Source organism: Streptomyces sp. NPDC048211, assembly GCF_043202315.1.
GTDB lineage: Bacteria > Actinomycetota > Actinomycetes > Streptomycetales > Streptomycetaceae > Streptomyces.
Window position 1 is genome coordinate 212,943 of record NZ_JBIDAD010000011.1, and the last position, 12,162, is coordinate 225,104.

The 12,162-nt window shown below is 70.6% G+C and carries 12 protein-coding genes; 7 read left to right on the plus strand and 5 right to left on the minus strand.

The window, feature by feature from the left end:
* The first annotated feature begins 61 nt into the window (after positions 1-61).
* Positions 62-2,209, plus strand: a complete 2,148-nt coding sequence (locus tag ACGFZA_RS33185) for an FUSC family protein (protein ID WP_393684076.1) — start codon at positions 62-64, stop codon at positions 2,207-2,209.
* A gap of 33 nt (positions 2,210-2,242) precedes the next feature.
* On the opposite strand, the gene ACGFZA_RS33190 is transcribed toward ACGFZA_RS33185, so the two are convergent.
* Positions 2,243-2,734: a hypothetical protein gene (locus tag ACGFZA_RS33190; protein WP_385277326.1), complete on the minus strand. Its 492-nt coding sequence runs from the start codon at positions 2,732-2,734 to the stop codon at positions 2,243-2,245.
* A 251-nt stretch (positions 2,735-2,985) separates the two neighbouring features.
* Between ACGFZA_RS33190 and ACGFZA_RS33195 the strand changes: the two genes are divergently transcribed.
* Positions 2,986-3,228: a DUF397 domain-containing protein gene (locus ACGFZA_RS33195; protein ID WP_385277328.1), complete on the plus strand. Its 243-nt coding sequence runs from the start codon at positions 2,986-2,988 to the stop codon at positions 3,226-3,228.
* A 129-nt stretch (positions 3,229-3,357) separates the two neighbouring features.
* Here the strand turns inward: ACGFZA_RS33195 and ACGFZA_RS33200 are convergent, their stop codons facing one another.
* Positions 3,358-3,858: an ATP-binding protein gene (locus ACGFZA_RS33200; protein WP_393684079.1), complete on the minus strand. Its 501-nt coding sequence runs from the start codon at positions 3,856-3,858 to the stop codon at positions 3,358-3,360.
* A 332-nt stretch (positions 3,859-4,190) separates the two neighbouring features.
* Here ACGFZA_RS33200 and ACGFZA_RS33205 point away from each other — a divergent pair, with 332 nt between their 5' ends.
* Genes ACGFZA_RS33205 through ACGFZA_RS33220 form a run of 4 tightly spaced genes read left to right on the plus strand, consistent with a single transcriptional unit; the run spans position 4,191 to position 7,420 of the window.
* Complete coding sequence (locus ACGFZA_RS33205; RefSeq protein WP_385277332.1) at positions 4,191-5,072, plus strand: helix-turn-helix domain-containing protein; 882 nt, start codon at positions 4,191-4,193, stop codon at positions 5,070-5,072.
* 54 nt (positions 5,073-5,126) lie between these two features.
* Positions 5,127-6,584 (plus strand): aldehyde dehydrogenase family protein, encoded by a 1,458-nt coding sequence (locus ACGFZA_RS33210; RefSeq protein WP_385277334.1) that lies wholly within the window; start codon positions 5,127-5,129, stop codon positions 6,582-6,584.
* A 47-nt stretch (positions 6,585-6,631) separates the two neighbouring features.
* Entirely contained in the window at positions 6,632-7,273 is a 642-nt protein-coding gene (locus ACGFZA_RS33215) for a PadR family transcriptional regulator (protein ID WP_385277413.1), read from the plus strand.
* Positions 7,274-7,279: 6 nt separating this feature from the next.
* Positions 7,280-7,420, plus strand: coding sequence for a hypothetical protein (locus tag ACGFZA_RS33220; protein ID WP_393684081.1), 141 nt, complete (start codon positions 7,280-7,282; stop codon positions 7,418-7,420).
* A 102-nt stretch (positions 7,421-7,522) separates the two neighbouring features.
* On the opposite strand, the gene ACGFZA_RS33225 is transcribed toward ACGFZA_RS33220, so the two are convergent.
* Together ACGFZA_RS33225 and ACGFZA_RS33230 are read right to left on the minus strand one after the other, a co-directional pair.
* Positions 7,523-8,947, minus strand: coding sequence for a glutamate decarboxylase (locus ACGFZA_RS33225; RefSeq protein WP_393684083.1), 1,425 nt, complete (start codon positions 8,945-8,947; stop codon positions 7,523-7,525).
* Positions 8,948-9,135: 188 nt separating this feature from the next.
* A complete protein-coding gene (locus ACGFZA_RS33230; protein ID WP_385277340.1) occupies positions 9,136-9,501 on the minus strand; it encodes a YbjQ family protein in 366 nt (121 codons plus the stop codon).
* A 149-nt stretch (positions 9,502-9,650) separates the two neighbouring features.
* On the opposite strand from ACGFZA_RS33230, the gene ACGFZA_RS33235 reads away from it, so the two are divergent.
* A complete protein-coding gene (locus tag ACGFZA_RS33235) occupies positions 9,651-10,364 on the plus strand; it encodes a DedA family protein (protein WP_393684085.1) in 714 nt (237 codons plus the stop codon).
* 27 nt (positions 10,365-10,391) lie between these two features.
* Here the strand turns inward: ACGFZA_RS33235 and ACGFZA_RS33240 are convergent, their stop codons facing one another.
* A complete protein-coding gene (locus ACGFZA_RS33240; RefSeq protein WP_393684087.1) occupies positions 10,392-12,089 on the minus strand; it encodes a threonine/serine exporter ThrE family protein in 1,698 nt (565 codons plus the stop codon).
* Positions 12,090-12,162: the final 73 nt, after the last annotated feature.

The window sequence follows — 12,162 nt, forward strand, 5'->3', positions numbered from 1 at the left end:
GCGAGGCGGAAACCGGACGTGACAACTCGGGCATATCGGGAAATCCGGTTAGGCTCTGGGCATGAGCTGGCTCCGGGCGCTGAGGGAGACCGCGCGCTCGGGGCTGACGATCGAGCGGAAGCGTCTCGAACCGCTGATCGCGATCCGCGGCGCGGTCGGTCTGGCCGTGGTGATCGAGGTGAGTCTCGCCCTCTTCGGGCCGGTGGTCGCCGCCAGCTCCGCGTTCGGTGCCTACCAGGCGGCGATCGCCACGTTCCAGCGCAGCTGGCGGCCCCGGCCGGTACTCGCCCTGGTCTCCGGCTTCAGCCTCGGCGTCTCGACGTTCCTCGGCTATGTCACCGGCTCCCATCTCCTGCTCTTCCTGGTCCTGCTGGTGCTCTGGACCTTCCTGGCCGGGCTGGCCTGGGCGGCGGGACCGACGGGCGGCATCATCGCCGCGTCCAACGTCGCGATCATGCTGGTGACGGTCACGCTGCCCACGTCCGTCGCCGAGGCGGCCCTGCACGCCCTGATGATCACCTTCGGCGGGGTGGTCCAGGCCGTGCTGATCCTGATGTTCCCGGTCCGCCGATGGGGCGCCCAGCGCGACGCCCTGGCCGACGCGCTGGCCGCCGAGGCCGACTACGCCCGCAGACTGCGCCACGACCCGGTCGCCCACTTCGACCCTGTCCCCCTGATGGAGGCCCGCGAGGCCGCCGCCGTCACCGCCCGCCAGGCCCGGCGCCGCCCCGCCGAACTGCACGGATCGCGCGGCGTCGCCGAACGCATCCGCCCCGTCCTCGCCTCACTCGCGGACCCGGCGATGGGCGTCCCGTCGGAGGGCCCCGAGCGCGACCGGGTCCGCGAGCTCCTCGCCGCTGCCGGTTCCCTGCTCGACGCGGCCGCCCGGGCCATCCGTCACGGCGACCCGGTGCGCCTGCCCGCCCCCGCCGTCGCCGCGCTGAAGACACCTGACACCGGCGCGCTGCTCACCGGCCCTCCGCTCCGGGCCGCCGACCGGCTGGCCGCCCTGCTCTCCGACGTCATCGAGGCCGCCGAGGGCGAGGGCACGAAGGAGGAACGGGCCGGGGCCGCGGAGGCCGCCGACGCCATCGAGGCCGGGCGCGGCGGCCGGCTCCCCGCCGAGCACCACCGGCGGCCCACCCTGCTGCGGCTGGTCCCGGTCGTGATCGCCTCGATGCGCCGCGAGCTGTACCGCGGCTCCCCGATCCTGCGGCACGCGATCCGGATCTCCGTCGTCGCCCCGGCCGGCTACCTGCTGGGTCTCGCGCTGCCGTACGGCCACGGCTACTGGGTGCCGATGGCCGCCGTCATGGTGATGCGGCCGGAGTTCTCCCGGACGTACGAACGGTCCGTGGCGCGCTTCGGCGGCACCGTCGTCGGGGTCTTCGTCGCCAGCGTGATCGTCCAGGCGTCCCACCCCCGCGCCGGGCTGTCCGCCGTGCTCGCCGTGGTCTGCGCCCTGCTGATGTACCTGCTGATGCGCACCGGCTACGCCGTCAGTCAGGCCTGCGTCGCCGCGTACGTGGTCTTCCTGCTCGGCATGGCGGGCGACGACCTCTCGCAGACCGTGCTCGAACGGGTCATCCTGACCCTTCTCGGCGGTGTCCTGGCGATGATCTCGTATGCCGTCTACCCGGCCTGGGAGACTCCGCGGCTGCGCGGCCGGCTCGGCGACTGGCTGAAGGAGGACGGCCGTTACGCCGCCTCGGTCGTCGATCAGTACGCCGATCCCGCCGACCGCGGCCACGACGACGTCCGCCAGGCCCTGCTCGCCACCCGCAACGCCCGCGTCGCCTGGCAGGAGGCGGTGGCCACCGCACAGCACGAACCGGTCCGCCACCGGGGCCTCTCGCGCGCCGCCGCCGACGACACCCAGCACGCGCTCGCCCAGCTCGGCCGGGTCGCGATGCTGATGGAGGCGCACCTCCCGGAGGGCGGTGCCACCCCCGTGCCTGCGGCCGGTCCGCTCGCCGAAGCGTTGCGCCGGGCCACCGAGCAGGGGGCGAAAGCGGTGCGGGAGCGGCGCGTACCGGACTGGACGCCGGTGCGGGAGGCGCTGGAGAAGTGGGACGAGGAGGAGCGGATGCGCGAAGGAGGGGCGGACCCCGTCGTGCGCAACGGGGCCGACCTCCTGCTCGAAGCCCTGGAGGAGTTCTCCCAGGGACTGGACAACGGCCCGCGGTCCCGTTCCTCCGACGACGACTGAGGCGGCGTCAGGCTCCGGGCCCGCGCCCGCGGGTCACGGGGTCGGCAGGTCGGGCAGCCCCTCCAGGGAGTCGGCGTCGGTCTTGGCGAGCGTGTCCTTCGTGCCGCCGTTCCACGAGACGACGACGGTCTTTCCGTCGTTGGACTCGATGGCTCCCATGGTCCTGTCGGTGTCGCCGTCGGCACATGTCAGGGCCAGCATCGGCTTGTTGCCCATGTTCTTGGCGGTGCCCGAGCAGACGTGGGACTCGGCGACGATCACGGCCTTCCCGGATGCGACGGAGAGCACGACGGCCTTGCCGTCGGTCTGCCCGGCCCAGGCGCCTTCCAGCGCCTTGAGGCCGCCGGTGGCGTCGTCCGCTCCGGAGCCGGAGTCGCCGCCGCTGCCGGCGGGTGCCGGGGTGGCGGTGGAACCGGCCGTCCTGTCCGCGCCGTCCTTGTCGCTGTCGCTGCTGCACCCCGTGAGGGCGAGGGCGGTCAGCAGCCCGGCGGCGACGACGGTGGCGGTACGTACGAATGTGTCCATGCTGAATTCCCCCTGGATGACGAATGACCGTCCAAGCTACCAGTGAGTCGGAACCGGGGCGGAACGGTCAACTCCCGGATTCGGGAGCGGAACAGGCCGTTCGTTCGTCCTTCTCCTGCGGAGGGCTGTAACCGAGGGAACACCCCGCGTGCACGTGCATCTGCCCATGCATCCGCTCATGCACCGGAAATTGAACACAGCTATGATCCGAGACAGTTGACACTTGCACTTTGCAACTCGGGGAGCGTCCTGTGCACCACGTGTACAACGGCATGGCGGCCACAGAGCTTCGCGGAGTCGTCTGGCAGAAGAGCAGGCACAGCAACTCCCAAGGATCCTGCGTGGAGTTCGCGAAACTGCCGGGCGGCGATGTGGCGATGCGCAATTCGCGTCATCCCGACGGGCCGGCGCTGGTCTATACGCCCGCGGAGATAGAGGCCCTGCTGCTCGGTGTGAAGGACGGCGAGTTCGACCACCTCATAGCGGAGGTCTGAGCGCCTTCGACGGGCCGTTCCGGAGCGTCATTCCCCGGCGACGCGGAGCGATCGCGGGGGCTGTGCCGGAGCGTCATTCCCCGGCGGTACGGCGCGATCGCGTCCGGATACCGCATTTCCGTCCGCGCGTCACGCCGGGTCGGACAGCCGGAAGAGCGCCCAGACGACCTTTCCGCGCGGCGCCGGTCCGGCGATGGAGCTCTCCGTCGTCAATACGGGTGAAGGGTGCCAGCCCCAGCAGTCGCTGAAGGAGTCCACCAGGAACAGGCCGCGGCCCGACTCCGCGGAGTCGGCGGCCTCGGCCGCGACGGGGCTCGCCTGGCTGGGATCGCGCACCGCGCACACCAGCCGCGACGTCCAGCGCATCAGGTGCAGCCGGACGGGCGGGTCCTGGGGATCGCGCGGGACATCGGCGGGCAGGGCGTGCCGCAGCGCGTTGGTGACCAGTTCGGAGACGACGAGCGCGACATCGTCGAAGCGCTCGCTCAGACCCCAGCCGCTCAGCGTCGCCCGGGTGAACTGCCGTGCGCCGCCCACGGCTTCGTAGCGGGCGGGCAGGGCGCAGGTGGCCGATCCGGAGACGTCCGAGGGATCGATGGGGGGGAGCCCCTGTCGTAAGGGCTCGAGCATCGTCGATCCATTCGTCCCCATGCGAGGCACTCCCGGGATTCGCGGCTGTATCGGTACTGCGGGTACACGGGTACAGCGGCACAACACGAACGAGCACGCAGGTGCGCGAGGCCCATGGTTCCGAATGCGCAGGGCAGATGCAAGGGCAGATGCACGTGCATGCGCCTGACCTGTCCGATACCGTGCCGGTTCTTGGTCATTTCTTCCTGTGTGGAGTTTCGGGACCTTCTGGAAGTCTTCCCATTTCCGTAATCGAATGAGTACGGGCTGAAGCGTTTTGATGGCAGAATCCGGCTCTTGGGGTTCGGGGGGACCCCGATGCCCAGGAAGCGATGGGGAGGGTTGGACCGGTGGCGGCAGGCGAGTCGAGTGGATCAGTGGTGCGGCGCATCCTGTTGGGCTCGCAGCTCAGGCGGCTGCGGGACTCGCGTGGCATCACCCGTGAGGCGGCCGGCTACTCCATCCGGGCTTCCGAATCGAAGATCAGCCGCATGGAGTTGGGACGGGTGAGCTTCAAGGCAAGGGACGTCGAGGACCTGCTCACGCTCTACGGAGTCACGGACGACGCGGAGCGCGACTCCCTGCTCGGCCTGGCCCGTGAGGCCAACGTGGCGGGATGGTGGCACAGTTACGGGGACGTGCTGCCCGGCTGGTTCCAGACGTACATCGGTCTGGAGGGCGCGGCCTCGCTCATCCGGATCTACGAAGTCCAGTTCGTGCACGGTCTGTTGCAGACGGAGGACTACGCGCACGCGGTCGTCTCGCGGGGCATGCGAGGCGCCCCGGCTGCCGAGATCGACCGCCGGGTCGCCCTCCGACTGGCGCGCCAGAAGGCCCTCGTCTCCGAACGGGCCCCCCGCTTCCACGCCGTACTGGACGAGGCGGCGCTGCGCCGCCCCTACGGCGGACGCGAAGTGATGCGCGCCCAATTGCGGCATCTGATCGAAATGTCGGAACAGCCGAACATCACGCTCCAGGTGATGCCGTTCAGTTTTGGCGGACACGCGGGTGAGAGCGGCTCCTTTACGATGCTGCGATTCCCGGAATCCGATCTGTCGGACATTGTCTATTTGGAGCAGCTGACAAGTGCGCTCTATCTGGACAAGGCCGAAGAAGTCGCCCAGTACGAAAAGGCGATGGTCCGGCTTCACGCGGACAGTCCGGGTCCCGAGGAGAGCCGGGATCTCCTCCGAGGTCTTCTCCAACTCTCCTGATATGTCAGTACGATGACGTACCGACAGGAGTTTGCACCTGCAGTAAGGGATCGCATGTCCTTCTTCCACGAGCTGGCCGCCCAGTACATCGACGGTGAATGGCGCACCGGCACGGGCTCGTGGGACATCATCGATTTCAATCCCTACAACGGGGAAAAGCTCGCCGCCATCACCGTCGCCACCGCGGACGAGGTGGACCGCGCCTACCGTGCCGCCGAGCGCGCCCAGCGGGAGTGGGCCGCCACGAGTCCGTACGAGCGCAGGGGCGTTCTGGAACGGGCCGTGCGGATCACCGAGGAGCTGGCCGACGACATCGTCGAGGCGGTCATCGACGAACTGGGCGGCACCCGGGCGAAGGCGCTGTACGAGCTGAGCGCCGCCCAGGACTTCCTGCGCGAGGCGGCCCACCAGGCGCTGCACCCCGAGGGCCGGATCCTGCCGTCCCCGGTGGACGGCAAGGAGAACCGTCTCTACCGGCTGCCGGTCGGCGTGATCGGCGTCATCAGCCCCTTCAACTTCCCCTTCCTGGTGACGATGAAGTCGGTCGCCCCGGCCCTGGCGCTCGGCAACGCGGTCGTCGTCAAGCCCAACCAGAACGCGCCGGTGACCGGCGGCGGGCTGATCGCCCGGATCTTCGAGAAGGCCGGACTGCCGGCCGGGCTGCTCAACGTCGTCGTCACCGACATAGCCGAGATAGGTGACGCGTTCATCGAGCACCCCGTCCCCAAGGTGATCTCCTTCGCGGGTTCGGACCGGGTGGGCCGCCATGTCGCCGCGACGGCGGGCGCGCTCTTCAAGCGCACCATTCTCGAACTCAGCGGCAACAGCGCCCTGGTGGTGCTCGACGACGCGGACATCGACTACGCCGTCGACGCCGCCGTCTTCAGTCGCTTCGTCTACCAGGGCCAGGTCTGCATGGCCGCCAACCGGATCCTGGTGGACCGCGCGGTCGCCCCCGAGTTCACCGAGAAGTTCGTCGCCCGGGTGGCCGCGCTCCGGGCCGGTGACCCGCGTGACCCGCAGACACAGATCGGCCCGGTCATCGACGCCTTCCAGGCCGACGCGCTGACCGGCCTGGTCGACCAGGCGCTCGCGGAGGGAGCCACGGCGCTGCTCCGCGGCCGTACCCGCGGCAACCTCGTCGAGCCCACCGTCCTCACCGGCCTCCCGGACGGCTCCCCGCTGCTCTCCCAGGAGATCTTCGGCCCGGTGGCGCTGCTGATCGAGTTCGACGGCGAGGAGGAGGCCGTACGGATCGCCGACGACAGCCCCTACGGGCTCAGCGGCGCCGTGCACACCGCCGACGCCGAACGCGGGGTGCGCTTCGCCCAGCGGATCGACAGCGGGATGTTCCACGTCAACGACGCCACCGTCCAGGACGATCCGCTGGTCGCGTTCGGTGGCGAGAAGGCCTCCGGCAGCGGCCGGCTGAACGGCGAGGCGACGGTCGAGGCCTTCACCACCCGGAAGTGGATCTCGATCCAGCACGGCCGGAGCACTTTCCCGCTCTGACGCGCGCACCGCTACTCTCGTCAAAGTTGAGTAGAGAGGTGGGCGGCATGTCGGCGATCCGGTTGCTGGTCCTCTGCGCGGTGCGCCAGCACGGCCGGGCGCACGGCTATCAGATCCGCAACGACCTGGAGTACTGGGGCGCGCACGAGTGGTCCAACGCCAAGCCGGGGTCGATCTACCACGCACTGAAGCAGATGGCGAAGCAGGGCGTCCTGCTCGCCCACGAGGTCGCCCCGAGCACGGTGGGCGGGCCGCCGCGCACCGAGTACGAGATCACCGAGCAGGGCGACGAGGAGTACTTCACGCTGCTGCGCGCGGCGCTGACCTCGTACGACCAGAAGCTGGACGTGCTGTCCGCCGGGCTCGGCGGGATCGTCGACCTGGAGCGGGCCGAGGCGGTGGCCCTGCTCAAGGAGCGGGTGGCCGGTCTCACCCGGTGGCGCCGCTCGGTCACCGAGTACTACACGCCCGAGGCGGGCCCCGAGTCGATCGGGCACATCGGCGAGATCATGAACATGTGGGTGCACTCGGCGGACGCCGGTGCGCAGTGGACCCGCGGGCTGATCGAACGCATCGAGGGCGGGGCGTACACCTTCGCGGGTGAGGGCGATCCGTTCGTCGGCGTGCTGGCCGAGGGCGAGCAGAATCCGTACGCGACCGGGGTGCCCGATCCCGGGGACGCCCACTGACAGGGCGTGATCGACCGCTTCCGCTCGATGCCGACGCTCTCCGGCACGGTGCTGGTCGGCCGGGCCGTCGCGGAGATGCTCCACTCGGTGGCCCGGGCGGCGGCGACTCGTGGGCCGCCGCCCCTGCGGAACTGCTCGCGGCGGTGAGGCCGCCGGCGCTGCCGGCGGTCTTCCTCCCGCCGGCGGTACGCCGTTTCGCGCGGCTCGGCCGCTGACGGGGGCGTACGGCTCCGGCCTCCGCCGGGGCGGTCAGTGGTGGAACGACGTGGCCGGCGCGTGCTCGGCGCTCAAGGGGTGGTCCTGGCCGCGCAGTTCGGGCAGCAGCAGCCGCAGGTCCTCCAGCAGCAGTTCCGCCAGGTCCGACGAGAAGCCGTTGCGGCACACGATCCGGAGCACGGAGAGGTCCTCCCGGTGGGCCGGGAAGGTGTACGCGGGCACCAGCCAGCCGCGTTCGCGCAGCCGGCGCGACACGTCGAAGACGTCGTACGCCGTCACCTCCGGCTTCGTCGTCAGCGCGAAGACCGGCAGCTGGTCGCCCAGGGTGAGCAGCCGGAAGTCGCCGAGCTCCTCGATCTTCTTCGCCAGCCCCGTGGCCACGTCCCGCGACGCCTGCTGCACGGCCCGGTAACCCTCCCGGCCCAGCCGCAGGAAGGTGTAGTACTGCGCCACGACCTGGGCGCCCGGCCGGGAGAAGTTCAGTGCGAAGGTCGGCATGTCGCCGCCCAGGTAGTTGACCCGGAAGACCAGCTCCTCGGGCAGCTCGGCGGGTGAGCGCCACAGGGCCCAGCCGACGCCCGGGTAGACCAGTCCGTACTTGTGCCCGGAGGTGTTGATCGAGGAGACCCGGGGGAGCCGGAAGTCCCACACCAGGTCCTCGTCCAGGAACGGCGCCACCATGGCACCCGATGCGCCGTCGACGTGGACGGGGATGTCGAGGCCGGTGCGCTCCTGGAGGGCGTCGAGGGCCGCGCAGAGCTCGGCGATGGGCTCGTAGCTGCCGTCGAAGGTGGAGCCGAGGATGCCGACGACGCCGATGGTGTTCTCGTCGCAGAGGTCGGCGGCGGCCTGCGGGTCGAGGTGGAAGCGGTCGCCCTCCATCGGGACGAGGCGCGGCTCGACCTCCCAGAAGGTGCAGAACTTGTCCCAGCAGACCTGCACGTTGACGCCCATGACCAGATTGGGCCGGGCGGTCGTCGGATAGCGGTCGGCGTTCCTGGCCGCCCAGCGGCGTTTGAGCGCCATGGCGGCCAGCATGCAGGCCTCGCTGGACCCGGTCGTGGAACAGCCGACGGCCGCGGCGGGGTCGGGGGCGTTCCAGAGGTCGGCGAGCATCGCCACACAGCGCCGTTCCAGTTCGGCGGTGCGCGGGTACTCGTCCTTGTCGATCATGTTCTTGTCGCGGCACTCGCCCATCAGCACACCGGCCTGGGGTTCCATCCAGGTGGTGACGAAGGTGGCGAGGTTGAGCCGGGAATTGCCGTCGAGCATCAGCTCGTCATGGACGAGGCCGTACGCGGTGGCGGGCGGCAGCGGTCCGTCCGGCAGCTTGTGCCGGGGCGGCGCGGACTCCATCCCGGCGGTCGGGTCGGCCTCCCCGAAGAACGGGTTGAGCGCGAGCCGCCGCCGCTCGTCGGACGGTTCGGTGCGGTGTGCGGAGCCCTTGTGGAGCGCCATCACGGACCTGCCCTTCTCGGCTCTCTTCGATGAGCCCGGATGAATCCCAATGAACTCGTACGAACGCGTCGGTGCAGACCGGTGAGGCGATGCGGACGGTGATGCCGTCCGGTGCGTCCGGCCGGTCTCCGGCGGCGAGGCGGCCGGTCCTGCTCCCGCCCGGCGGGACGCCCCGCCCCGTCGTCCGCTCAGCCCTTGCTGATCACCGCTGCGGTTCCGTACGCACAGACCTCCGTGCCCACGTCGGCCGCCTCGGAGACGTCGAAGCGCATCATCAGCACCGCGTTGGCGCCGCGCGCCCGCGCCTGCTCGACCAGCCGCTCCATGGCCTGGTTGCGGGTTTCGACGAGCGTCTTGGTCAGCCCCTTCAGCTCGCCGCCGATCATGGACTTCAGCCCCGCCCCGATCTGACTGCCGAGGTGGCGGGAGCGGACGGTCAGGCCGAACACCTCGCCGATGACCTGGGTCACCTGGTGGCCGGGTACGTCATTGGTCGTGACGACCAGCACATCGGACTGTGCCGTCTGGCCGCCGCCGTAATCCTCAATGCCCATGGTGTGGCACCTCCTGGGATCGAGTTTTGCCCCGGTTCATCCCGTGTGCATCTCCACGGGGGCCAGTGGAACCGGGAGGGGGGCTGCGGCGTTGATAGCTTGGGGCGGCCACGCAGCCGCCATCGACCCACATCCTGGAGCCCGGACCCTTGAATACGCTTGCGCTCGGACCCAGCTGGCTGGACCCGGACCATCTCATCGGGCAGTTCGGGCTGATCGGTGTGCTGGTCATCGTCTTCGCCGAGTCCGGGCTGCTGATCGGGTTCTTCCTGCCCGGCGACTCGCTCCTGTTCACCACAGGTCTGCTGGTGACCACGGGCAAGCTGGACACCCCGCTGTGGCTGGTCTGCGTGCTGGTCGCGCTGGCGGCGATCCTCGGCGACCAGGCCGGCTATCTCTTCGGCCGCAAGGTCGGCCCCTCGCTCTTCAACCGCCCGGACTCCCGCCTCTTCAAGCAGGAGAACGTCGAGAAGGCCCACGAGTTCTTCGAGAAGTACGGGCCGAAGTCGCTGATCCTGGCCCGCTTCGTGCCCATCGTGCGGACGTTCACGCCGATCATCGCCGGTGTCAGCCGGATGAACTACCGCTCGTTCATCACGTTCAACATCATCGGCGGGGTCCTCTGGGGCGTCGGGGTGACGCTCCTCGGGGCAGGTCTGGGCCGGATCGACTTCGTCCACGAGAACATCGAAGCGATGCTGGTCCTGGTCGTGCTGATCTCGGTCGTGCCGATCGGCATCGAGTTCCTGCGCGCCCGCAGCAAGTCGAAGAAGGCGGCGGCGAGCGAGGACGAGGACCGCGGGCCGGGCACCGGAGGCACCCCGGCCGCGAGCCGCCGCGGCGGCCGCCACGCCAAGCGCTGACACCGGTCCGGGCGCGGGGCTCCCGCGTCAGAAGCCGCGCGTCCGCTTGGCCGCGCGGCGGTTCGCTCCGCCGACCGCCCCCGGCACCCGCATGAACAGCCGGGAGATCTCGCTTCCCAGGTTCACCCCGATCGCGATGGCCAGCGCCGTCGCCACCGCCGTCGACAGCGAGGCGAGACCCCGGTCCAGCTCGTTCTGGGCAACGCCCAGCAGACCGAAGTACGTGGCGGAGCCGGGCAGCAGCGGGCCGATCGCGGCCGTGATGAACGGCAGCGACGAGGTGTAGCGGTAGCGCGAGAACAACTGCCCGAACAGCCCGACGAGCCCGGCCGCCGCGGCGGTGGCCGCCACCGCGGACAGCCCGCCCGTCCGGGCCATCGCCCCGTAGATGACCCAGGCCACGCCGCCGTTGAGCGTCACCGCCAGCACCGTGGACCGCTCCTGCTGGAGCAGGATCGCGAAGGCCAGCGTCAGCACCATCGACGCCAGGATCTGCACCACCGGGCGGTCATGGGAGATGAGCCGCGCCTCCGGATCCAGCTCGGCACCCAGCTGCAGCCCCCCGTAGAGAGCCAGCAGCACCCCGGCGACGATGGCGATGAAGAAGTACATGACCTCCAGCAGCCGCGCCGCCGCGGTGATGTAGTAGCCGGTCAGGCCGTCCTGCACACCCGCGACCAGCGCCCGCCCCGGCAGCAGCGCGAACAGCCCACCGGTGATCACCGCCGACGGCCGTACGTCCGACCAGTGGGTGAGGGTCAGCGCCACGCCCATCGCGGCGGGCGGCATGGCCGCCACGACGAACTGGTAGAACTCCGGCAGCCCGCGCCCGGCACACAGCCAGGCCAGCCGGTCACCGAGCATCGCGCCGAGCGCGGCGATCACGAACACCAGCACCCCGCCTCCGACCAGCACCGATGCCGCGCCGGCCAGACAGCCGGCGGCCAAGGTGAGCACCCAGCCGGGGTATGGATGCCGGTTACGGCGGATCTCCGCGAGGCGCCGGTAGGCCTCCTCCAGCGAGATCTCGCCCTCCACGGTCGTGATGTCGTCGATGAGCCGGAAGACCGCGGCCAGCCGGGTGTAGTCGGTGCCGCGGCGGCGTACGGTACGGCTCGCCGTCACCGGGTCCTCGACCAGCGAAGGCTGGTGCGAGATCGACAGCAGCGTGAAGGTGACGGTCGGCTCGCAGCGGTCGAGCCCGTAGCTGCGGGTCACCGCGAACATCGCCGCCTCGACGTCCTCGGCCCCCTCGCCGCCGGCGAGCAGCAGCTCCCCGATACGCAGGGTCAGGTCGAGTACGCGCGGCACCGCGGGGCCCGCGTCGTCGTGCCGCTGGACGGGTTCCGGAGCCGGGCGGTCGGCGACCGGCATCCGCAGCATCGTGCGCATCCGGTCCTGCCAAGGAGCCTCCTTGGTCAGCCGGATCATCGGGATGCCGTGCGCGGGCGTGAAGGCGGGCGGGGAGTTCCGGGCGTCGTAGGTGCGCGGCGGGGCGAAGGCGGAGCCGATCGTGTCCGAACCGGAAGCGGAACCCGTTCCCGGGCCCGACGGCGGCCCCGGCGGCTCGGGTGCCAGACCCGACGGAAGGGCGAACTCCGACGTCGGATGATCGTCGTCCGACGGCGGGGCCGACCTCTCGACCCCGGCGGGCTGGGAGAAGGCGCTGCGCGCCTCGTCGGACTGGGGCTTCTGGTCATCGGGACCGCCCGGTTCCGCCACCACTCGACCTCGATCCTCATCGGCTGCGCGTCCTCGGCTGCGCTCCTGCCCAGTATGGCCGCGCCCATGGGGGGGC

What these genes read in the sequence shown, in the direction of transcription:
- ACGFZA_RS33205 (WP_385277332.1), top strand. Translation starts at nt 4,191, where the DNA reads ATGGGGAGGGTTGGACCGGTGGCGGCAGGCGAGTCGAGTGGATCAGTG.
- ACGFZA_RS33210 (WP_385277334.1), top strand. Translation starts at nt 5,127, where the DNA reads ATGTCCTTCTTCCACGAGCTGGCCGCCCAGTACATCGACGGTGAATGG.
- ACGFZA_RS33215 (WP_385277413.1), top strand. Translation starts at nt 6,632, where the DNA reads ATGTCGGCGATCCGGTTGCTGGTCCTCTGCGCGGTGCGCCAGCACGGC.
- ACGFZA_RS33190 (WP_385277326.1), bottom strand. Translation starts at nt 2,734, where the DNA reads ATGGACACATTCGTACGTACCGCCACCGTCGTCGCCGCCGGGCTGCTG.
- ACGFZA_RS33185 (WP_393684076.1), top strand. Translation starts at nt 62, where the DNA reads ATGAGCTGGCTCCGGGCGCTGAGGGAGACCGCGCGCTCGGGGCTGACG.
- ACGFZA_RS33225 (WP_393684083.1), bottom strand. Translation starts at nt 8,947, where the DNA reads ATGGCGCTCCACAAGGGCTCCGCACACCGCACCGAACCGTCCGACGAG.
- ACGFZA_RS33200 (WP_393684079.1), bottom strand. Translation starts at nt 3,858, where the DNA reads ATGCTCGAGCCCTTACGACAGGGGCTCCCCCCCATCGATCCCTCGGAC.
- ACGFZA_RS33230 (WP_385277340.1), bottom strand. Translation starts at nt 9,501, where the DNA reads ATGGGCATTGAGGATTACGGCGGCGGCCAGACGGCACAGTCCGATGTG.